The sequence below is a fragment of the Limosilactobacillus sp. DJ3M12 genome (assembly GCF_947381695.1).
Classification (GTDB): domain Bacteria; phylum Bacillota; class Bacilli; order Lactobacillales; family Lactobacillaceae; genus Limosilactobacillus; species Limosilactobacillus kinnaridis.
In genome coordinates this window covers 64,933-85,706 of the sequence record NZ_CANCWY010000004.1, presented here as the reverse complement: position 1 = coordinate 85,706, position 20,774 = coordinate 64,933, and the positions used below count along the sequence as shown (strand labels likewise).

General features: G+C 38.7%; 20 protein-coding genes, 4 pseudogenes and 1 other annotated feature. Of the genes and pseudogenes, 14 read left to right on the top strand and 10 right to left on the bottom strand.

Annotated elements, in window-relative coordinates:
- Window positions 1–3: 3 nt before the first annotated feature.
- Window positions 4–636, bottom strand: coding sequence for a DNA-3-methyladenine glycosylase (locus QOS06_RS04230; RefSeq protein WP_011953588.1), 633 nt, complete (start codon window positions 634–636; stop codon window positions 4–6).
- Window positions 637–695: 59 nt separating this feature from the next.
- Between QOS06_RS04230 and QOS06_RS04225 the strand changes: the two genes are divergently transcribed.
- Window positions 696–1,076, top strand: a complete 381-nt coding sequence (locus tag QOS06_RS04225) for a DUF488 domain-containing protein (RefSeq protein ID WP_003669815.1) — start codon at window positions 696–698, stop codon at window positions 1,074–1,076.
- Between the two features lie 288 nt (window positions 1,077–1,364).
- On the opposite strand, the gene QOS06_RS04220 is transcribed toward QOS06_RS04225, so the two are convergent.
- The 5 genes from QOS06_RS04220 to QOS06_RS04200 form a co-directional block, all read right to left on the bottom strand.
- On the bottom strand, window positions 1,365–1,538 hold the full coding sequence (locus QOS06_RS04220) for a hypothetical protein (RefSeq protein ID WP_164480658.1): 174 nt from the start codon (window positions 1,536–1,538) through the stop codon (window positions 1,365–1,367).
- A gap of 1 nt (window position 1,539) precedes the next feature.
- Complete coding sequence (locus QOS06_RS04215) at window positions 1,540–2,223, bottom strand: NAD(P)H-dependent oxidoreductase (RefSeq protein WP_085678520.1); 684 nt, start codon at window positions 2,221–2,223, stop codon at window positions 1,540–1,542.
- A 5-nt stretch (window positions 2,224–2,228) separates the two neighbouring features.
- Window positions 2,229–2,549: a DUF7671 family protein gene (locus tag QOS06_RS04210; RefSeq protein WP_003669810.1), complete on the bottom strand. Its 321-nt coding sequence runs from the start codon at window positions 2,547–2,549 to the stop codon at window positions 2,229–2,231.
- A 30-nt stretch (window positions 2,550–2,579) separates the two neighbouring features.
- Window positions 2,580–3,539 (bottom strand): Lreu_0056 family protein, encoded by a 960-nt coding sequence (locus QOS06_RS04205; RefSeq protein ID WP_085678517.1) that lies wholly within the window; start codon window positions 3,537–3,539, stop codon window positions 2,580–2,582.
- Between the two features lie 144 nt (window positions 3,540–3,683).
- Complete coding sequence (locus QOS06_RS04200; RefSeq protein WP_225431020.1) at window positions 3,684–4,142, bottom strand: hypothetical protein; 459 nt, start codon at window positions 4,140–4,142, stop codon at window positions 3,684–3,686.
- A 226-nt stretch (window positions 4,143–4,368) separates the two neighbouring features.
- Here QOS06_RS04200 and QOS06_RS04195 point away from each other — a divergent pair, with 226 nt between their 5' ends.
- Complete coding sequence (locus tag QOS06_RS04195) at window positions 4,369–4,653, top strand: hypothetical protein (RefSeq protein ID WP_085650470.1); 285 nt, start codon at window positions 4,369–4,371, stop codon at window positions 4,651–4,653.
- 182 nt (window positions 4,654–4,835) lie between these two features.
- Here QOS06_RS04195 and QOS06_RS04190 read toward each other — a convergent pair whose 3' ends face one another.
- Window positions 4,836–5,915: a DHHA1 domain-containing protein gene (locus tag QOS06_RS04190; RefSeq protein ID WP_078009842.1), complete on the bottom strand. Its 1,080-nt coding sequence runs from the start codon at window positions 5,913–5,915 to the stop codon at window positions 4,836–4,838.
- 135 nt (window positions 5,916–6,050) lie between these two features.
- On the opposite strand from QOS06_RS04190, the gene QOS06_RS04185 reads away from it, so the two are divergent.
- Window positions 6,051–7,286 (top strand): DUF2325 domain-containing protein, encoded by a 1,236-nt coding sequence (locus QOS06_RS04185; protein ID WP_283595546.1) that lies wholly within the window; start codon window positions 6,051–6,053, stop codon window positions 7,284–7,286.
- A 63-nt stretch (window positions 7,287–7,349) separates the two neighbouring features.
- Window positions 7,350–7,589, top strand: a binding site (T-box leader).
- Window positions 7,590–7,640: 51 nt separating this feature from the next.
- Window positions 7,641–9,026, top strand: a complete 1,386-nt coding sequence (gene brnQ / locus QOS06_RS04180) for a branched-chain amino acid transport system II carrier protein (protein ID WP_066035860.1) — start codon at window positions 7,641–7,643, stop codon at window positions 9,024–9,026.
- A 71-nt stretch (window positions 9,027–9,097) separates the two neighbouring features.
- Here the strand turns inward: brnQ and QOS06_RS04175 are convergent.
- The 3 genes and pseudogenes from QOS06_RS04175 to QOS06_RS04165 form a co-directional block, all read right to left on the bottom strand.
- A pseudogene (locus QOS06_RS04175) lies at window positions 9,098–9,691 on the bottom strand (glycoside hydrolase family 73 protein).
- Between the two features lie 76 nt (window positions 9,692–9,767).
- Window positions 9,768–10,547: a putative ABC transporter permease gene (locus tag QOS06_RS04170; RefSeq protein WP_087215627.1), complete on the bottom strand. Its 780-nt coding sequence runs from the start codon at window positions 10,545–10,547 to the stop codon at window positions 9,768–9,770.
- A gap of 40 nt (window positions 10,548–10,587) precedes the next feature.
- Window positions 10,588–12,129, bottom strand: coding sequence for an ABC-F family ATP-binding cassette domain-containing protein (locus tag QOS06_RS04165; protein WP_020843382.1), 1,542 nt, complete (start codon window positions 12,127–12,129; stop codon window positions 10,588–10,590).
- Window positions 12,130–12,734: 605 nt separating this feature from the next.
- Here QOS06_RS04165 and QOS06_RS04160 point away from each other — a divergent pair.
- The 10 genes and pseudogenes from QOS06_RS04160 to QOS06_RS04115 all read left to right on the top strand — a co-directional run bounded on the left by QOS06_RS04160 (window position 12,735) and on the right by QOS06_RS04115 (window position 20,735).
- Window positions 12,735–13,376, top strand: a complete 642-nt coding sequence (locus tag QOS06_RS04160; RefSeq protein ID WP_078010121.1) for a helix-turn-helix domain-containing protein — start codon at window positions 12,735–12,737, stop codon at window positions 13,374–13,376.
- Between the two features lie 10 nt (window positions 13,377–13,386).
- Window positions 13,387–13,902, top strand: coding sequence for a hypothetical protein (locus QOS06_RS04155; RefSeq protein ID WP_085678511.1), 516 nt, complete (start codon window positions 13,387–13,389; stop codon window positions 13,900–13,902).
- Between the two features lie 202 nt (window positions 13,903–14,104).
- The gene (locus QOS06_RS04150) at window positions 14,105–14,542 is read left to right on the top strand and encodes a helix-turn-helix domain-containing protein (protein ID WP_283595544.1); all 438 of its coding nucleotides are present in this window, start codon (window positions 14,105–14,107) and stop codon (window positions 14,540–14,542) included.
- Window positions 14,543–14,557: 15 nt separating this feature from the next.
- Window positions 14,558–14,902 (top strand): annotated as a pseudogene (locus QOS06_RS04145) (site-specific integrase); the annotation flags it as partial.
- A gap of 416 nt (window positions 14,903–15,318) precedes the next feature.
- Window positions 15,319–15,420: pseudogene (locus tag QOS06_RS04140) on the top strand (helix-turn-helix transcriptional regulator); the annotation flags it as partial.
- An 89-nt stretch (window positions 15,421–15,509) separates the two neighbouring features.
- Window positions 15,510–16,478 (top strand): annotated as a pseudogene (locus QOS06_RS04135) (IS30 family transposase).
- Window positions 16,479–16,684: 206 nt separating this feature from the next.
- The gene (locus QOS06_RS04130) at window positions 16,685–17,713 is read left to right on the top strand and encodes a C40 family peptidase (protein ID WP_085719804.1); all 1,029 of its coding nucleotides are present in this window, start codon (window positions 16,685–16,687) and stop codon (window positions 17,711–17,713) included.
- Window positions 17,714–18,086: 373 nt separating this feature from the next.
- A complete protein-coding gene (gene trpX / locus QOS06_RS04125) occupies window positions 18,087–19,082 on the top strand; it encodes a tryptophan ABC transporter substrate-binding protein (RefSeq protein WP_078009754.1) in 996 nt (331 codons plus the stop codon).
- A complete protein-coding gene (locus tag QOS06_RS04120) occupies window positions 19,079–19,978 on the top strand; it encodes an ABC transporter permease (protein WP_003665032.1) in 900 nt (299 codons plus the stop codon). Before trpX ends, QOS06_RS04120 begins: the two co-directional genes overlap by 4 nt.
- The gene (locus QOS06_RS04115; protein ID WP_003669785.1) at window positions 19,971–20,735 is read left to right on the top strand and encodes an ABC transporter ATP-binding protein; all 765 of its coding nucleotides are present in this window, start codon (window positions 19,971–19,973) and stop codon (window positions 20,733–20,735) included. The genes QOS06_RS04120 and QOS06_RS04115 overlap by 8 nt, the downstream gene beginning before the upstream one ends.
- The last annotated feature ends 39 nt before the right edge of the window (window positions 20,736–20,774 follow it).

Sequence of the window (20,774 nt, the reverse complement as noted above, 5' to 3'; positions counted from 1 at the left end):
TATTTACCCCTTCCAACCATGACATTCCAGATCCATGTCTTGTTTTTTCACGTTTGATACATAGGGATTGCCTTTTACATAAAAGCGGCGTGGACTTAACCCATCTTTCCCCTTCAAATTAACTCCAATCCGCGCAGAAATAGCTATTTCTCCAGGAATTTTATAATTATGTAAATCAACCGTTAGTGGACTTGTTTCCATAGGCTGCCCATCTAAATCCCGTGAATGAATTCCGAGAGCTTGTACTAATTTACCGGGACCGTTAGTAATATTTACCCCTGACATGTGCCGATTTTCGATCATTTTATCGATGTTTAGCGCCGGTTCTATTCCGCGAAGTAAAATTCCTTGAGGTTCCTCTGCATCCTGAACCACAATATCAAAACAATAATGTCCACGGATTTGGTATAGGTAAATATTCCCGGGCATCCCATACAAAGATTCCGAGTAGCCAGTGCGTCGTCCGTTAAAAGCATGTGATGCAGAATCTTTTTCTCCTAAATATGCTTCTGTTTCAACAATATAACCACCAATGATTCCACTTTTAGTTTGGTATTTTACTAGTTTCCCTAAAAGATCCTTCGCAATTTCGACTGTGGGCCGTCCAGTAAAAAATTGTTGATATTTTGTTAGCATATTTATTTTCCTCCTAAAAAGAACTATCCTAAACATAACACTAATTAAAGGAGATCGGCATGATGGAACTAAAAATTGAACGAATTTATACTAAACCTGTTGATTTAGATGGTTATCGTATCCTTGTTGACCGCATTTGGCCACGCGGGATTTCAAAAGAAAATGCACATCTTGATAAGTGGCTCAAAGAGGTCGGCCCAAGTACCGAGCTGCGGAAATGGTTTGGTCATGACGTTGCTCGTTATCCAGAATTCAAAGAACGTTATCTCGCAGAATTAACCAACAATCCTGTTTACTATAATTCATTAAAGGCAATTGTCCAAAGTAAGTTGCCGAGTCAGAACGTTATTCTCCTTTACGGGGCAAAAGATGAAGAACATAATCAAGCAATTATTCTTGCTGACAAGCTCCAAAAAGATTTACAACTCGCTATAAAATAATATAATTTTGTATTTTTTAGGAATAATTTGTTTTATAATAATAGTATGAGGATTTTATTCATAATTCTCTAGTGCCCATTGTTTCACTGACTTAGTTATATAAATTCCTTTTGAAGGTATCAATACCACAAAGGATTTTTACAAACTTTTTAGTGACTTTTTCTAATCGTGTAATTAGAATCACGGGTACCAATAACCCCCTAGTTTCATTTTGAAACAATTATCTGATAAGGTGGAAGTCTATTATTGAAGTGGTAGGTAGACTTCTGCTTTATATTTTTAAATCAATTATTTGTCAGCCCAACTACGACCATCGAGCTCACCGGCGGCATTGACTAGGCGTTGTGCTTGTTCAAGCATTAACTGCTCTAATGCCCGGTAAAAAGCTTGATCTTCATATGTTGGGCTATTTTTCATTAATTTTTTTAATTCTTCGTGTGCCCATTGTTGATTCTCATCCATTTTAGTCATCCTCTTTTTCTCGAAGCCATCCGATAGAAGTATGTAAATCATCCAGCTCCTCTTGTTGATCTTGTAAAAGTGCCAATAATTGTTCTAATTTAGCTTGTTGAAGAGGATCTAACTCTTGAGCAATTTTAACGTTAAGGTGGTCAATAAACCATTGCGTCTGATTGCTAAAATGCAAGAATTTATCTAAGGTCAAATATTGCTGATAGTGGATAAATAAAGACTGCCGCTCTTCTTCACTCTGTTGGGCAAATTGATAGATCGGCAATGGTGGCAAATAATTCATCCCCATCGCGTGCGCTAAAGCCTGATATGGTCGTAAAAGTTCAGCAATTGTATATCCTTGACTGGCACCCGGTTGAAATGCAGACGCAGAATGAGCAACCGTCGTAACAATCCCCAATTCACGACCCTTTAGCAAATGACTGCTTGTAAGTTGTGAATTCCATACCTCATCAAGCCATTGCTTTAAGATCGCCGGCGCACTATACCAATACAGCGGAAATTGAAAAATAATTCGGGTTGCCGATTTAAGTAATTCCTGCTCTTGAGAAATATCAAAAGGTGTTTTTAATTCATGCCACATAACGTTATTTTCATCATCAGCGGCTGCCTTTAAAAATGATTCAGTCGATGAATTCGCAAGTTGAGGGTGAGCCACTATTACCAGTGTTTTCATCAATTTCACTCCTTTAATTCTGCAAGGCCTTGTTTCAAGACATCTTCTGTAACATCGACAGTTAGAAATCGTTGCAGAGGCGTTTCACTATGACGATCCTTAAAAGCCATTGGTTCTGCTTTTAGAATTACAACAGTCAAATTATTTTCCGTCAGCATTAACTGACCCGGATATTTAAATTTCCCCTTAGTATGTTTTCCAGTCCGCCAAGTATGTAATTTAGCCTCACCATTCTGGTCAAATTTCAACTGATACTTTCCACTAGCATCTGTTTCGACGGGAATCCCGGTAAACTTTTGAACATCATACTTATCTTTTTTACCCATAATATATCCTTCTTAGTAATTAATCTAATTTTACGGTTCCACTTTTAATTGGTCCGCATAGGCATTAACCTCATCCTGTTGGTCTTCACTTGTGTAGTAATTATTTATCAAATTCGTAACAGTGGTATGCGTAGTAGTCATTGGTGCCCCTGTCACATTTTGATTTTCAGTTGATCCAATCATTTTAATTGTGACATCATTGCCTTTACGTTTAAACCAAATATAGCTAGTCAAATCACCCTGTGTTGTTACATATTGATAATCCGCAACTTCACCATAACCATAATGCGTTCCATAATACATTTCACCATTTTGAACTCCTGCCTTAAACCAATCAGGGTTCTTTAACAATGCAACTAATGTTCCTAGCTGCTGGGTAGTTAATCCATCCTTATCCGTAATTGTAACTTTACCACGCATATCAATAATTTTGGTGTTTTTTGCTACTTTCAAAACACGATTAACTTCCCCATGAGTTTTGGCATACGTCACCATTTCAGCGAGTGTTACGCCTGTTTTGCGAATACCATTACTACTGTTCGCATAGTAAACCTTATTTCCGACAATTGTATAATAGGTTGAATTTAAACGATCGCCATCTTCATCACTTTTGGAAGTTAATTTAATCATGTATAAAACTTTGGCGCCTTTAGGATAAGTCTTAGCAGAGGATCCCTCTCCCCATGGCACTGCACCTTTATCATAAATCTTAACTGTTGCTCCCTGATTATTGTTTTCCATATCAGCAGAATAATCATAATCATTTGCTCCTGGCATATGTGCATCACGATAGTACAACACAAGTGCAGCAGTTTGCTTAAGTGTTAATCGTTCAGCGTTTAGTGCTGCATCATCCCTTATTTGTTGTGTACTTGATAAAGAACTAGTCATACTACTAGTTGATCTATTAGTACTTGAGGATGTTCTCCCACAAGCCACCATAACCATCATCGTCAATGAAAGCATCAAAATTAGCGCTATTTTTCTCATAAAGATACTCCCCACAGATCTTATATTTAAAGTTTTATTATACCTTAATCTTTAGGAGTCATCTAAAAAGCCTCTATAATCGATTTGGAGACTTCCTTTTCATTTTATTCAGCAAAATAATCCTTAATTTCTTTGTCTGACAAGTCAAACTTTTCTTTTATCTCTTTCTTGAATTAGCTGTTCTTTTTCTTTGAGTCGATCCTGGCCTTCTTTAATTTCATGTTTACTTTTCTGAAGTTCTCGTTTTCCTTCTAAAAGCTCTCGTTTTCCTTCTAGGAGTTCACGTTTTCCTTCTAGTATCTCCCGTTTGCCATCCCGTATCCTACGTTCACCCTCACGAATCTTTTTCTCGCGCATTTCTTGATCCATTTCATATACTGAACGTCGCATGTATTCCGGCCTCCATTTCCGGTTCCGCTTTACAACTGCTATTCTCTCCTTTAATTTTACGACAAGCGGATCGGTCGCTTCAACTTTTCGTTGGGCAATATCGTGGAGGTCAGCTACTTGCATCTCAACATCATAATCAAGCATCACTTTGTTGAAGATATAGTCATCGGCTAAGCCCGCCATCTCCCACTTTTTGCGTAAGAATTCATTCATCGTTATATCCCCCCGTTAAATAGTTCTATAAAGATATATACGTAAAAGGCAAAGATTTGCACTTTTCTACTCAATATTTTTCCAATGTATCATTAATGCATATTAATAATGCTTTATCTTTTGGCTATGGATAAGATTCAACTATAATAGATAGTGAAAAGTAAATCTTCTTTATTAGGTATTATCTATGGTATGTGTAGATAGGATGTTGAAAGGAAGCAATACTATGTTCGACGTTATCTTTTGGATTCTTGCAATCTGGTTTGTAGTAAACGTTGTATGGATGTGGTTTGCCCTTGATAACCAAGTTCTACAAAAAACATTCGCATGGATTAATGTATGTGCAATCGTAATTGGTTTTTGGGTATATTACGGCATGACTCACGACGGCAACGCCCTTAACGGCTGGTTCCTTACAATGAACTGGGTAAACATTGCAATTGCTGCTATCCAATTCTACTTTGGTTATCGTGAAAACAGCGTTATCCACAACGGTCACACAACCGCATGATTGATTTACTTTTCAACTAGAACTATGGCTTGGGGTCATGGTTCTTTTTTTGTAAAAAGAAGAGAGTATGGAAAAACTAAAATTTTCCCACACTCTCTTTTCAATTTTTCATATTGATGACTTGAACTATTTAAATTCTAAAACATATAAAAGCAATTTATTACTATGCACTGAAAATACACTTACTTCTTCCCAAACAAAGCTGCCATCTTTGCTGCTACTTCGGGATCAAGATTATCGGCAAGCGTACTTTCATTTGATTTTTGTTCATTTTGCTGATTAGTGATCGTTTGCTTAAGGTCATCAATGACTGCTTGCTCACCAACTTCAATCGGATTAACCGTTAACCGGCCACCTGCAGCATCAGCATGACCGCCACCATTAAAGTATTTTTCAGCAAATTTAGCCACATCTAACTTTCCGTTGCTTCGAAGCGACACGCTAACCGGACTGACTACCAAGGCCGCATCGACTTCTGGATGTTGCACTAATAATTCGTGGGCAATTTCAGATTTATAGTCACTTGCATATACGACACCAAATTTATGATCATCGATATCTGTAATTAAAATATCTTTCAAATGGCTCTTAAGGTACTTTGCCCGCCGTTCGTTTAGTGTCCGAATCAACAGCCGATTTTCTTCCTGATATTGTTGCCAGCTGGTATTAAAAACATTTTGGACAAACTCTTCCGAATCTTGGAGGGGATAAAACCAAAAGAGCTGATCAAGATTATCGGCATCAATTCTTTCCTGCTCATTCATTTCTGGATCATTTTGCCAATCCCAAGTATCATATGCCCGAATCAATTCCACAAGATAAGCAAGGCCTTTTTGCCGTTGCTCATCAATCTTTGTAAAAGACGATTGTTGTTTTAACCAATCCCATACCAAGCTTGTGGCACTTGGGTTAACTGTTGGATCAGCAGGTACGATACTATTGGCCGCATACTTTTGTCGTAGTTCTGCTTCACTTTCATGATGGTCAAAGACAAGCCAATGATTAGCGAAACGTTCATTCAATAACTTAAATGAATAATCGCTATCTGGCGTCATATCCATGATGTAAACATCTGTAAATCGCCCTACTTCCGCTGTTTGCATCCATCGACTTAACTCTTCATCGATTCGTCCAGCGCCACAGTTTGTCATATCAAACTCTGTGTCTTCAAACATTACTGGTTGTAGTGTTTTTAATAATAATGGAGCCCCGAATCCATCTAAATCATTGTGGGAAAATAATTTTATTAACCGTTGTGCCATTTTTGATCCTCGCAATTCTGATTTTGTTTCTTATTATACCGTAGAAAATCGGCTAAACCACACTTAATTACTGACATCACGCTAACGAACTGCTATCATTGAAATTAGTAACTCATTTTAAGAAAGGAAAATAATATGGAAGTTTATGATTATCGTCAAGAATTGATTGACCTCTTAAATAATACCGCTGATGATCCACAAAGCTTACTGCAGACACAGCGAAGTCTTACCACCATTCTTAATATTTTAAATCATTACCAGGAAAGCAAACCCGTTAAACAAAATGCACCACGGTTTGTTCAACGCAAAATTCAATCGTCAAACGAGTTGCCTCCGCAAGCACGCAAAACATTGAAGTCACTGCTTACCGGTCCTGCTAATGATGAAGAGAAGCCAACCTCAACGGCAAGCCCAGTTGCATCTCCTTCAGTTGAAGCACCAAAAGAAATCACCGAAGAAGAACGCCTAGCAGCCGACAATCGCTACTTAGTACACCGGAAATTAAGTGGAGCCGAGATTAATCACCGTTACTACCCGGAAGCAATTCTGCATGCATTACCATTTCCTATTGAGGATGGGGACATTGCCCAACTAGACTATGAACAAAAAGTCCGCGGCCTTCCAGTTATTCGGCAGATTACCGGTGACCACCTTAGCGATTACACTCCCGAAAAAGTCAATGTGATTGAATATGGTGAATTAAAACGCGTGCCCGGTTCTGATGTGCTTCAACTGAGTAAAACAATTAAGGGTAATTCAATCGTTGACGAAGCGCCAGAAAACACCATCGTAATTGATCCCTTTAAGTACCCTGGCCGCGATATTAAGCCAGGAATGGTTATTGATTTTGCCTACTATGATCGAGGAAATGGCCTAACTGATACCAAAGATGGCGCGATTCGCTGGATTCATGAAAAGCAAGATTATGATACAACTAAGCAACCAGCTAAACCAAAAGTTGTTAAAAAGCCTGCTAATTCTCGTCATGATTATGAGAAAAAGCTGGACTATGACCTTCATCAACGAAAGGTACTTGTTATTACCGGAATCCGCAGCAAGGTTAAGGGTCTTAAACCAGTCATTGACAAACACCACGGTCTGTTCCGCGGATTAGATGCGTCTGCAGAAGAAAAAGTTTCTAGCAGTAAATTAAAACGCGAAATTCGTGATGTAGACTTTGTGATTGTCTGCATCGATGCAATTCACCATCGAATTAGTCAACTCGCCAACCATCACGCTAAACGTTATGAAAAGCCACTTGCCATTGCAAATGTTACTTCTAATACTGCTGTTGAGCGAGCCATTGCCCGGGCATTAAATGGTGATCCTGCATACGCCGAAAGTAGCGAAGATTTGAAAAATTATAAATAAATTTTAATTTACTGTTGACTTTTATGAGAAATAGGTTAATATTAATGACAACAATTTAATTATTCGATCGCAATGAGAAAGAAGAGTATGTTAGACGATAGCTTCAGCGAGTCTCGTTTGGTGTGAGGAGACAGTTTTAACTCTAATTGAAAATCACTTTCGAGTCTACAGCTTAAATACCAGTAAGCTGTAGTGGTTACACCCATTATCGTGTCAGCGTATCGCCATGATGGCCGTACGTGTGAGGTATTGTTAGCAATAGCAGTACAATGATAGGGTGGTACCACGCTCAGCGTCCCTTAGCCAGTTTGGCTAAGGGACTTTTTTGTTGGGATCAGATTAGGAGGAGAAAACATGCAAGATTTAACATCGCGCAAGTTAACATTCAAAAACTATTTAGTTGTTGCATCATTGCTTTTCGGTTTATTCTTTGGGGCCGGAAACTTGATTTTCCCGTTACACCTTGGTCAATTAGCTGGTAGTCATTGGGGACCAGCTGCAGTTGGCTTTCTGATTACTGGAGTTCTTTTACCACTTCTATCAGTTCTCGCCGTTGCTGTTACGCGTGCAGAAGGGGTCTTTGATATCGGTCGTCCGCTTGGCGTCGGTTTCGCCTTAGTATTCATGGTTCTTATCCACGCTACGATCGGTCCATTATTCGGTACACCACGGACTGCTACTGTCTCATTCACAGTTGGGCTTGCCCCATTCGTTGATAAACAATATCAATCCCTTGCCTTGCTATTATTCTCAGCTTTATTCTTCGGGGCAGCCTTCCTCTTCTCATACCGGGAAAATGATATCTTAGCTAACATCGGAAAAGTATTAAATCCCGTCTTCTTAGCCCTTTTATTCCTTGTCTTTGTTGTTGGTTTCGCTCGTCCGCTTGGTAACCCCGCTACCGCACCTACAACTAGTGCTTATGTTCACGGTGCGCTCACTAACGGGTTCCTTGAAGGATACAACACTATGGATGCTCTTGCCGGTCTTGCATTTGGTGTAACAGTGGTAACCGCCGTTCGTTCTATGGGACAACGGTCAGCAAAAGATGTATCCAAAGTCGTTGCAAAAGCTGGTGTCCTCTCAATGGGTGCCGTTGCTTTTATCTACTTATTACTAATCCTTCTTGGCGCAATGTCTCTTGGTCGTTTCAAAGTTTCCCCAGATGGTGGAGTTGCCTTTAACCAATTAGTTAATGCTTATGCCGGTGCATTCGGACAAGTTGTACTAGCATTCTTGTTAACTGTTACTTGTTTAACGACGGCTGTTGGTTTAGTTGCTGCTTTTGCTCAAGACTTCCATAAGCACTTTCCAAAAGTTAGCTACCATGCATGGCTTGCCCTCAGTTGTCTCGCCTCTTTCCTTACTGCTAATTTTGGCTTAGACCAAATCATCGCTTGGTCAACACCAATGTTAATGTTCCTTTACCCATTATCAATGGTGCTTATCCTTTTATCTGTGACATCACCACTCTTTAACCGTGATGGCGTTGTCTACTTCTTCGTGGTCCTTTTCACCGTTGTACCAGCTCTCGGTGATATGGTTGTTGCCTTCCCAGCGGTTGTTAGCCAAAGTTCATTTGGTTTATCTGTTGCCGCTTTGCGAAATAACTTACCACTTGCAAGTATGGGATTATCCTGGCTTGTTCCAGCACTTGTCGGCTTAGTCCTTGGTCTCTTAGTTCACTGGTACCGTCATCAACGGGTTGCTTCCACCAGTATGCAAAGCGAAGTACATTAATAAGTGTCTTATAGGTTAAAAAGCGTGAGAAATGGCTCATTACAAGAGTCGTTTCTCACGCTTTTAAATTATTATTTAACATTATCGTATTGGGCAAGATTAAACTTCTTAATCGCATAGATCAGCTTGCTGGCATAATCTGGATCGGTTGCGTAACCATTCCACTGTAATTCGTAAGCTGCCTATTGATAAGTTTTTGCTGTTTGTACTCCATGGAAACGTGCATGATTATCAGCAATTCCATTTACAATGAGCAATGTGTGCGCATTAATTGAATCAGCCCAGCTGTTGTAAACTGTAAAGTATTGTTTTACTTGAACATTTTTACCCCGAATATTTTCGGTAGTATACATTTGAACCTTTTCGTCGTCACTATTAGCTTTAATTCCAAATAAGTTATTGTATTTATTCGCTAACCGGCTCCGACCCCAGTTCGATTCAAGTCCTGCTTGTGCAATCGTAATGCTAGCTGGAATATGATACTTCTTCTGTTCACGTTGAGCAGCTGGCGCAATCTGACGAACAAATTCATTGACGGTTATATCTGTCGGGTGGGTCTCACGTTGAATTTGGGGAGATTGATGGATAATAATCGCCACAATCCCAAATAAAATAATCAAAAATGCAAGTACACTTCCACAAATGATTTTTGTTTCTTTTTTCATGACGTGTCTTTCCTTTTTATGAATTTGACGCTATTATAACCACTTCACCATGAGAAAGCGAGAATTTACAATGATCTTATTTACTTTTAAGCTCGTTTTTATAGTTATTAAAGTACTTACTATCAGTCATCTTCAATTTAGGAAAGCTCTTGATTAGCCGGCGATGATTCCAACTCAATTGCTTACCAGCTCCCTCTTTGTTTAGATGTTGAGCAAAGTACCGTTGCCAATCTTGAAGGTGATCTTTAATTGCTAATTTATCCTTAGGAGCTGCTTTTTCAAGTCGATCCAGCAGTTTCTTTCGATAAGCGGCTGCTCGTTCATCCCATTGTTGAGTTGTAATATGGAATTTTTCCACACTAATAACGCTGAGGATAGTGTCAGTTCCCATCACGAGGACAATAATTAGGGCAAGCATCTCGTGGGTCCATGATTCTTCCCAGTTAATAATCCGCTGAATAAATGGCTGAACAAACTTAACCAGCAAGACAACGCCAATCCCCCAGAAAAATGAAATTTGGGGAGCAACTCTTCCTTGAATGTTTCCTTTTAGATGCGAATAGTCCCATAACTTCATATGAAAAAGTTTTTCGAGCAGCCAACTTGCTACATACTCAAAGATCGAAGCCACAATAACCCCTACTACGAATAGCAGAAAAATATTATCTTGAAACGGATAGGTAGTAATCAAAATCGTCGTAACGGCAAATCCATATATTGGACAATAAGGGCCAAATAAGAATCCCCGGTAGGTGAAATGATGGTCCTTAATTGAACAGTAACAGGTTTCCCATAACCAGCCAATAAATGAATAGGTAAAAAATAAGACAATGATTTCAGAAAGTGAATAGGGCACTCGTTTCCCCTCCTTTTTGAATTCATTGTCTCATATATTTCTATTTCAAGCTAAGCTTTTCAACGTTCAGGATCTTATCAAGCCATCCTTCAAAGAATCCTTGTTCGTGACTAACTAAAATTAAATTTCCCGGGAAATCTTGCAGGGCTTTCTTTAACCCTTCCTTAGTTTCGTCGTCCAGGTGGTTTGTCGGTTCGTCCATGATAAGAAAATTACATGGGGTTAACTCGAGAATGGCAAGTTTAACTTTCGTCTGCTCGCCTCCTGATAAAAGATTCATTTCCTTCATTGTATTAGCAGCGTTAATCCCAGCCCGCGCCAACTTTGTCCGAATCGTTCGTGGCTGCATCGTTGGGAACATATTTTGAATTGTTTGCAGTGGCGTAAGCGTTGGGTCATCCCACTCCAAATCTTGGTCAAAGTAATTTATCCGGGCCGATGGGGAGAAGGTTGCTGTTCCGCCCAACGCTGGAATTTTCTTTAAAATTGATTTAATCAAAGTCGACTTACCAACCCCGTTAAATCCGGTGAACAATAATTTTTCACCCATTGTCATCGAGAAAGTTACTGGCGCTAGTAATGGTCGGTTATAACCAACTGATAATTTTTCTACCCGCAACGCATTTGCTGATCCGGTATTTTCATACGGAAAATGGAAAGTTGCTTTTAGATTATCTTCGGGTGGATCAATCTTTTTCATTCGTGCAAGCATCTTTTCACGCGATTTAGCCATAGTCGATTTTGAACCGGCCTTGTTTTTCCGAATAAACCGTTGCGCCTTTTCAATGACCACTTGCTGCTTCTCATATTCCCGCTCTTGGGCTTCCTTCCGCTCTTCCTTTTGCCGCATTGCTTGTTGGAAACTTCCGCGGTATTTGGTAATTTTACCAAATGACACATCACAAATGGTATTCGTAACTTGTTCAAGGAAGTCATAGTCATGCGAGATAATCATTGCGGCACCATCAAAATCATTAAGATAGTCGATTAACCATTCAATGTGAGCTGTATCAAGGTAGTTTGTCGGTTCGTCTAGTAAGATGACATCTGGGTTCTCCAATAGCATCTTCGCAAGGATAATCTTTGACCGTTGTCCCCCACTCATCTCAGAGACAACATGATCCTTACCGATATCAGTTAATCCCAAACCATTCATTACCCGCTCTACTTCCGTTTCAATTTCATAGAAGTTATTAGCATCAAGTTTTTCTTGGATTCGGCCTGCTTTGGTGAGGAGCTCATCATCCATCTTTTCTGCATAATCCGCATAAAGCTTATTCATCTGGTCATTAAGCTGATAAAGTTCCGTGAAAGCAGTATGGAGGAAGTCAATCAATGTCATCCCCGCCGGAATATCTACATACTGGTCTAAGTATCCAATTTTGACTCCTTTTTGCCATTTGATAGTGCCATCGACCGGGAGGGTTTTCCCGATCAAGATTTTAATCAAGGTACTCTTCCCGGCACCATTTTGCCCGACAATCCCCATGTGTTCGTGCTTTTCTAGTTGAAAGCTGGCATCTTCATAGAGCTTTTTATCGGCATAGCTCATTGTCAAGCCTTCAACATCTAATACTGCCATTCTATTCTCTCCTCTTTTTCTTACTTATTACGAGCTAAAACTGCTATCCATACTATCATATTTTAGGCACGAGCTTCAATTTATTGGCAATAGTCCTACTTTAATGAAACAAGGAGCCACCATATCATTCCTAAAATAACTACAATAATCCACTATTTGTCTCGATGATGATCTTAAAGAAATTAGCAAAATACTTAGAACCAATGGGATTGAGCATCAATAGTTATTTTAATATGGCTGTCCGGCAACTGGTTATTCAAAAAAAATTCCCTTTGAAATCCTGGCTGAACAAGAAGACTCTAATTTGACAACTCGGCGTGCTTTAATTGAAGCTAAAGCGAAGGACTTGGGGATTATTCCTGATGGTTCGCCTCATTTCAAAAATGTTGATGAAGACTAATGGATGAATTAATCTACAAACCCTAATTCAAACGAGACTATCAAAAATTATAGTCCGATTTCCAATATTAGAGGGTTAAAAATTAATAGTTAATTTCCATTCTCTATAATGCTTTATTTCTGTCATATCAACGATGCAAATAATATTTGCTAGCAATACGTATTCAGATATAATAACCTTATCCCCATAGAAAAGAGGAATTAAAGTGAAATTTGGAGATCGCATTAAAGAGCAACGTATTAAATTAGAAATGACACAAGCAAATGTGGCACAGGAACTTTTTACTACCAGACAGACAATTTCAAACTGGGAAAAGGGAAAAAGTTACCCTGATTTAGATACGCTTATTAAGATTAGCGATTTATACCATGTTCCAATTGATTCCTTATTGCGGGAGGATAAAGATTTGAAAAATAATTTAGATAGAAAAATTACGAATAAAAAATTCACACCACTTTTCATTTTTATAAATTTCGGCATTAGCTTTTGGTTTATTCTTCAGCCTTACATAATAACTAATCATTTATGGGCAAGATTAGGAAATCTTGGATTAGCAATTTCGATGCTGGGAATAATAATAACGGCTGGTCACTTTAGCGCATATATTGAAGACTCACCTCTTATAAGAAAAATTAACTCCTTTGTTAAGGAAAAATTTCTTAGGAAGTCTATTGTTATATCTGTGATTATTTTGGTACTAATTATTTTTACGCTATATCCTACATCAGTCTCCCTATCAAATAAAACAGATCTTTACTTTGGATTTTTTGTCCTTATTCTAGCAATAATTAATGTTATTCTTGAATTCGCAAATTGGATACTAGATAGACTACTAGAAAAAAGGTAGGTGATAAAAGATGACAAAGTACCAAAAGACGGTAAGAGGACGAAATCCGCAACTAGGTAATAGTTTAATTTCACTAGGTCCTCATGGTGGAATTAACTATGAATTTAAAGGAACTAAAGATTCTTATGGATTACATAAAAAAAGAACATATAAAGTATATAGTTCGAATAATCGAGACGAATGGCAAAAATATAATCAAACTATTGAAGAGCGTAAAAGAAAAAAAGAAATAGAAGCTAAATTAAGATCATACAAACATTATGTAAAAAAAGCTGGTACTAAGAGAAAGTATAATCTATGGCCAGAGATCATAATTGATGTATTTTACTATCATAAAAAGAATACTATTTCAAAATATGATTTATTTTTGCTTAAAGAAGCTCATTATTGTAATTCAAAAAAATGTATTGTTACAAAAATCAACAATGGTAAAGTATCCATTAGATGTAAGGCTCGAAATAGAATTCCATACACTAAGTTTATTTCTCTTTACAATAATGCAAATAAACTTTCATATGAGGTTTAGGGTCTATTTTTAATAAATAACCCTTAAAGAATATTGATATATCAAGCCCCTATATTCTATTATCAGAATATAGGGGTTATTATTTTATAATTAGGATAAATAGCCCCTAAAATAAAGATGCAATTGACAATATATTTGAGACTATTGCTTTACTTACTACCCCAATAATGATAATGAATTTTATGACAGGAGTAAATTGACAATGGAGTTTGCAAAGCAATTAAAAAAGTTACGAACAGATAAAGGTTTATCACAAGAAGATATCGTACAAAAGATTCATGTGACAAGACAAGCTGTTTCACGATGGGAGGCTGGTTCCTCTGTTCCTGACTTAGAAACAGCCGTTCAGTTGGCAGCTTTCTTTGACGTAAGTCTTGACTGGCTAGTATTAAACAAGCAACTAGCCGATAATGTTACAAATCAAGATATATTAAATGCAGTCAACGAGCTAAGAGACGACATCGATGATCTAAGTGATGATATTGATGATTTAGATGATGGCGGTGTTGGTTTTAGTGATAATAGAAAATCATTTGGTAGTTTTCTCGAGGATAATTGGTTTCTAATTATAGTTATGTGTGTCCTTGTATACATGGGATTCCATGGAGGTATCAGCTCCTGGAACGGTAAATTTTTCTAATAAAAGGAGAGTAGCATGAAACAACACGTTCTACCCATCAAAGACACCAACATTCTACACAAAGTCCAGGACACCTTACTTAATAATTTTCGCTATGGTCGCCGAAACTATACCATCTTCCAAGTCGGCAAGGCAACATTGCTTCGAGTGAGTGATGTATTAGCGCTGAGACGCAACGAAATCTTCGCTGATGATGGAACTATCAAGAAAAATGCGTATATTCGCGATAAAAAGACTAAAAAGCCCAATATTTTGTATCTAAAACCGGTTAAACAAGATTTACTAGATTATTATGCCTGGCTTCAGGAAAATGATATTCAATCCGAATGGCTCTTTCCATCAACCACTCATCAAGACCGGTGCTTATCGGGTTTACGTAATCCCTTGTCACAGTAAAAATACAGCTATTATAAAATGGTATAATAAAAAAGTGCACTGGCGACCACCAATGCACAAGTATACGTTGTTTGGAGCTGATTCCTTTTGGGGACGTTCTTTCACGCGCTTGGCTGGTGGTGTATGGCAGTACACCAGAATAAAAGCGCTTTTGCTAAACTTATCAGCCCAACTATTGAATATAATATTTTATTAGACATCTATATTATAGCATGAGTTAGCAACTTTATCGACCGTCTGGCTTAATGTCAGGCGGTTTTTAATTTTCTATATACCTTACTAATGGATTAATCATATTTATTGGACATGGAAGCAACAATGTACTTCTATGTCTATTTGTTTTTTGTCATATATATGTGTCATAAAGAGGGACCAAATATTTGAACCGTGTTAAACAATTTCGAAAAGATCAAGGATTATCCCAGTTAAAGCTAACTCAAAAAATTGGAGTAGCTCGTCAAACTATCAACTTAATTGAAAACGTCGTTTGTAAAATTAAGTTAGAAAAATAAAAAAGCCATTTGTGATAGACTTTTGAATAACCACAAACAAAAGTAAAGGAACATCACAAATGACCTATAAACATCTTACCACACGTGAATTAACTCTCATAGCTGATTTTTGGCACCAAGGGACTAAAGCCTATAAAGTTGCTAAACTTTTAAAGCGGAGTCAAGAAACTATTTACCGTGTTTATCGTTTCCTAAATGATGGAAAAACAATCGAACAATATCTTGAATCGTACCAGTGCCATAAGCATCGGTGCGGTCGTAAACGAACTCAACTTCCACCAGCGGAGGTTAACTACATCAATAGTAAAGTTAAAGCTGGCTGGCCCCCGGATACTATTATTGGCCGTGCAGAACGAACCATTAGTTGTAGTATGCGCACTCTTTACCGGATGTTTGCCCGCGGACAGTATCAATTTAATGTTCGACAATTACCGATGAAAGGAAAGTGACACCCCAATGGTTATGTGGAACGACGTGGAAAATCTGGTCAACTTGGGCGCAGTATTTACCACCACTATCATGATTTTCCACATTACCAACATGAATTCGGTCATTTTGAAGCGGACACTGTTCAAGGAAAGGCACATCACGGCGCAGTAATGACGTTAGTAGAGCGGCTTTCAAAAGTGATGATTGTCCTTAACATCTATCACAAAACAGATGAGGCAGTTAACCAACATCTTAGCCAGTGGCTGGATAAAATGCCTCGTCACTTTGTTAAATTAATTACCTTTGATAACGGTAAAGAGTTTGCCGGATGGCGAGAAATAGCTAATAGATATGATCTTCAGACTTATTTTGCGGAAGTTGGTGCTCCTAATCAACGTGGTTTGAACGAGAATAATAACGGAATTCTTCGACGAGACGGTCTTAGTAAGCACCTTGACTTCCGCTATTTACCAGATGAGTTAGTTACTCAGCTCATGCATCACCGGAATAATATTCCACGAAAAGCACTTAATTACCGTACCCCATTAGAAGTATTCTTAAGTCATATCACAAAAGAACAGCTTTCAACTTTTTTCTAATTTAAATTGACATTTCAGGTCCAATAATTTTCTATTCAAATTATTACAGCAATTTAACAATTATGTAACAACCGCCACCCTTAAGATATTTTTCATATCTTCTTCACAATATCATCATATAGTAAAAGAGTGCACAATTAGTTGCATACATAAAAGAAAAACAAACAATAATTCAGGAGTGAATAATTATCGCTAAGAAAAAAACAATGTCAAAAGTCCTTGCTGCTGCCTTAGGTGCTGCTGGTGCATTAGCTGTTGCTAACACTGCAAGTGCTGACACACAAGTTCAAGTACAATCAGGAGATACAGTATGGGGATTTGCTCAACAATACGCTACTACTGTTGATTCAATTTCTACTGCTAACCAATTAGCTGACCCTAACGTAATTTACGTTGGTCAACAATTAGTTATCCCATCTTCTGCTGTCAGTGCTGCTTCTGCTGCCGCAACAGTTGCTGCACCTACTGCAACTGATAACGCTACTGCCAGTCAAGCAGCCGTTGAAACTACTGAAACAACCGCTGCATCAACTACACCAGCTGTTTCTGCCACAAACGCAAGCAACGTAGCCGACCAGGCACAACCAACAACAGTCGTATCTGCTGCTTCTGATAACAACACTACTGCTCGAGTTAGTGCTGTATCCCAAGCTCCAGCCCAAGTAAGTGCTGCTTCTGCTACTATTAGCGTTGCTCAAACTAGTGCTGCAAATACTAACAACAACGTTACTACTTTAACAACAACTACTAACACTGCAGCTCCAACACAAACTACATACGCTGCCACTGAAGCAGTTGCTACTCCACAAAGCAACACTACTGTTCAAAGTACTGCTGCTGTAACCGCTACTCCAGCAACTTCAACTGCTGCTGGCCAAGGTAATGGTTCTACTGCTAATGCGGTTGCCGTTGCTCAAGCACAAATTGGTACTCCATATGTTTGGGGTGGTAACCAACCAGGCGGATTTGACTGCTCAGGATTAGTTCAATATGCATATGGTCTTGGTTCGAACTACCGGACTACTTACCAACAAACTAACCTCGGTGCCCACCACAGTGATATCCAAAACGCTCAAAGTGGTGACCTTTACTTCTGGGGCCCAGATAGTGCTCCTTACCACGTTGCAATCGCTACTGGTAATGGTGGTTATATCCAAGCTCCTACACCAGGTCAAAACGTTCAAACTGGTAACATCAACTACTACACTCCTAGTTTCTACATCAGCATGAACTAAGATACGAGTGGTATAATCATTGAGTAAGATAGAAGATTTTCTTCTACCTTACTCTTTTTTCTTAGCAAATTTTAATAATTATATTGACAGCTTTATTATCATTGGTTATACTTAACAACAATTAATTAAGTAGGGAGTAAGTATAATGAACGTATATCAAACTATCAACGTTAATACTCGTTGGCAAAGCCGGTAATTCAGGTTGTTTCGTCATGGATGCGACCTGAAGAACAGATTGCATCTGTGCCGGCTGAGTTTGATGTTCATTTCAGTCCGCATGGATCCACATGCGGACTTTTATTTTGCCTTTCAAAAAGCGAGGGTCCGTCATGTGGGCTCTCGTTTTTTATTATTTTGTGAGGTGAGATTTTAGATGAAAAGAATGTATAGTTTAATTGCAATTATTATCGCTTTCCTTTGTTTCGCATTCTTTAGAGAAAACAATGGATTCGTAACTAAGCAACGAATTCCAAAAGTTGGTGTGTTAACCTTGATGCATCACCCAGCGTTAGATGAAATTTATAAAGGATATGTTGATGAATTAGCAAAGGAAGGTTACCACAACGGTAAGAATATCAAGATTGAGTATCAAAATGCGAACGGTGACCAAAGTAATCTTAAAACAATGGCTTCAAAACTCGTTGATGATAACTCAACTGTTCTTTTTGGAATTACGACTCCTGCTGCTCAAGCATTAGCTAATTCTACTACCAAAACACCAATTGTACTTGGTGCTGTTACCGATCCAAAAACAGCTGGACTAGTTAAAAATAATCAGCATCCGGGTGGCAATATTACTGGAGTATCTGACCAAGCACCAATTCGCGAGCAGCTCAATTTGATCAAGCAATTCATGCCGCGAATGAAAACACTGGGGGTCATCTACACTTCAAGTGATGCTTCAGCAGTAGCCGGTTATCACCAAATCAAGCGTGAATGTCGTAAGATGAATATTAACTTGAAGGCCTATTCAATTGCCAACAGTAATGACTTAAACCAAGTTTCCGAACAAATGCTTAGCAAGGTTGATGCAGTAATTGTACCAACAGATAATACCATCGCTGGAGCAATGCAAACTTTAGTTAAGAATGCCGATGCTGCTAGCAAACCAGTCTTCCCGGCAACTGACACAATGGTTAAGCAAGGTGGCGTTGCAACTTACAGTGTTAACCAACGTGCTTTAGGTGTCCAAGGTGCAAAGATGACGGTTGCAATCCTCAAAGGCAAGTCAAAACCAGCTGATACTCCGATTGAGTACATGAAGCATGGGACTCCTGTTCTCAACATTAAGCAGGCCCGAAAACTTAACTTACAAATTCCCGCTCAATTTGAAAAGGATGCAGAAACGAAAGGAGAGGTTTACAAATGAATCTAATCGTATCGTCAATCGGTCAAGGACTATTATGGGCTTTACTTGGTCTTGGCCTTTACCTGACTTTTAGAATTCTTGATTTTGCTGATATGACTGTTGAAGGAACTTTCCCTCTTGGGGCCGCCAGTGCTGTTGCTGCAATCACACATGGCATTAATCCCTTTCTGGCAACTTTAATTGCAATTGGTGCTGGAATGCTCGCCGGTTTGATCACTGGATTGCTCTACACTAAAGGAAAAATTCCCAGTTTATTAGCCGGAATTCTAACTATGACCGCCGCCTACTCCGTTAACCTCCGCATTATGGGTAAATCAAACGTTTCGTTGCTTGGTCAAAAGACTCTCTTTAGCGGTGAATTCATGCGAAGTCTGCCCCAATACTTTGATAGTGTCTTCTTGGGAATAGTTACGATTGCGATTATTACCGTAATCCTGGTCTTCTTCCTTTCAACTGACTATGGGCAAGCTTTTATTGCAACTGGTGATAATCCTGTGATGGCAAAATCATTCGGGATTCATACCGACACAATGGTCATCATCGGTCTAATGGTATCAAATGGGATCGTTGGACTTTGTGGTGCGTTGATTGCTCAAAATAATGGATACGCTGATATTAATATGGGGATTGGAACGATTGTTATCGCCCTTGCTTCAATCATTATTGGTGAAGTAGCCTTTGGTGAATTAACACTTAACCAGCGACTTGTCGCCGTTACTCTTGGTAGTATCATTTACCGAATCATCTTACTTGCTGTGCTACAACTTGGTTTCTCCGCCAACGACCTCAACCTTATCTCCTCAGTTGTCCTTGCAATCTGCATGATGTTGCCACAACTTGAAGAACGCATTCACCTTAAAAAGCCAATTTTGAAAGGAGTCCGGCCTCATGAATAAACCTATTTTGGAATTACAAGGTGTCAAAACCATTGTTAATAAGGGCACATCGAGTGAAACAACTATTCTTAAAGGCTTAAACCTTAAAATTAATGAGGGAGACTTCATTACGATCGTTGGAACGAATGGTGCTGGTAAATCGACCCTTTTTAATGTCATCGGCGGAAACCTGCACGCTGACGAAGGAAAAATTTTGCATAATGGACAAGATATTACCAATACAACAGAAGAACAGCGAACAGCTTTCTTATCCCGTGTTTTTCAGGATCCAAAACTGGGGACGGCTGCACGAATGACCGTTGCTGAAAACATGCTATTAGCAACTAAACGTGGTGAACGTCGCCATCTTATTCCCCGGAAGCTCAAAAGTAATATGGACCGTTTCACCAAGCTAGCTGCAACAATGAATAATGGTCTTGAGAATCGCATGAATACAGCTACTGGCGCCCTTTCGGGGGGACAACGGCAAGCATTAAGCTTTTTAATGGCAACAATCAAACGACCTGACATTATTTTGTTGGATGAACACACTGCTGCTCTTGATCCTCATACAAGCTTAAATCTATTACACGCTACTAATGAACGGATCACTAAAGATCATTTAACTGCCTTAATGATTACCCATAACCTTGAAGATGCCTTAGAGTATGGAAATCGTCTAATCGTGCTTAAAGATGGTGAAATCAAAGCAGATTTTAATGCAGAGCAACGAAAATCTCTTACCCCTGAGAAACTTTATACTTATTTTGAAGGATAGTTTGACTATATATCAAATTCGATATATATTAAGTATATC

What these genes read in the sequence shown, in the direction of transcription:
- QOS06_RS04230 (WP_011953588.1), bottom strand. Translation starts at nt 636, where the DNA reads ATGCTAACAAAATATCAACAATTTTTTACTGGACGGCCCACAGTCGAA.
- QOS06_RS04225 (WP_003669815.1), top strand. Translation starts at nt 696, where the DNA reads ATGATGGAACTAAAAATTGAACGAATTTATACTAAACCTGTTGATTTA.
- QOS06_RS04220 (WP_164480658.1), bottom strand. Translation starts at nt 1,538, where the DNA reads ATGGATGAGAATCAACAATGGGCACACGAAGAATTAAAAAAATTAATG.
- QOS06_RS04215 (WP_085678520.1), bottom strand. Translation starts at nt 2,223, where the DNA reads ATGAAAACACTGGTAATAGTGGCTCACCCTCAACTTGCGAATTCATCG.
- QOS06_RS04210 (WP_003669810.1), bottom strand. Translation starts at nt 2,549, where the DNA reads ATGGGTAAAAAAGATAAGTATGATGTTCAAAAGTTTACCGGGATTCCC.
- QOS06_RS04205 (WP_085678517.1), bottom strand. Translation starts at nt 3,539, where the DNA reads ATGAGAAAAATAGCGCTAATTTTGATGCTTTCATTGACGATGATGGTT.
- QOS06_RS04200 (WP_225431020.1), bottom strand. Translation starts at nt 4,142, where the DNA reads ATGAATGAATTCTTACGCAAAAAGTGGGAGATGGCGGGCTTAGCCGAT.
- QOS06_RS04195 (WP_085650470.1), top strand. Translation starts at nt 4,369, where the DNA reads ATGTTCGACGTTATCTTTTGGATTCTTGCAATCTGGTTTGTAGTAAAC.
- QOS06_RS04190 (WP_078009842.1), bottom strand. Translation starts at nt 5,915, where the DNA reads ATGGCACAACGGTTAATAAAATTATTTTCCCACAATGATTTAGATGGA.
- QOS06_RS04185 (WP_283595546.1), top strand. Translation starts at nt 6,051, where the DNA reads ATGGAAGTTTATGATTATCGTCAAGAATTGATTGACCTCTTAAATAAT.
- brnQ (WP_066035860.1), top strand. Translation starts at nt 7,641, where the DNA reads ATGCAAGATTTAACATCGCGCAAGTTAACATTCAAAAACTATTTAGTT.
- QOS06_RS04165 (WP_020843382.1), bottom strand. Translation starts at nt 12,129, where the DNA reads ATGGCAGTATTAGATGTTGAAGGCTTGACAATGAGCTATGCCGATAAA.
- QOS06_RS04155 (WP_085678511.1), top strand. Translation starts at nt 13,387, where the DNA reads ATGACAAAGTACCAAAAGACGGTAAGAGGACGAAATCCGCAACTAGGT.
- QOS06_RS04150 (WP_283595544.1), top strand. Translation starts at nt 14,105, where the DNA reads ATGGAGTTTGCAAAGCAATTAAAAAAGTTACGAACAGATAAAGGTTTA.
- QOS06_RS04130 (WP_085719804.1), top strand. Translation starts at nt 16,685, where the DNA reads ATGTCAAAAGTCCTTGCTGCTGCCTTAGGTGCTGCTGGTGCATTAGCT.
- trpX (WP_078009754.1), top strand. Translation starts at nt 18,087, where the DNA reads ATGAAAAGAATGTATAGTTTAATTGCAATTATTATCGCTTTCCTTTGT.
- QOS06_RS04120 (WP_003665032.1), top strand. Translation starts at nt 19,079, where the DNA reads ATGAATCTAATCGTATCGTCAATCGGTCAAGGACTATTATGGGCTTTA.
- QOS06_RS04115 (WP_003669785.1), top strand. Translation starts at nt 19,971, where the DNA reads ATGAATAAACCTATTTTGGAATTACAAGGTGTCAAAACCATTGTTAAT.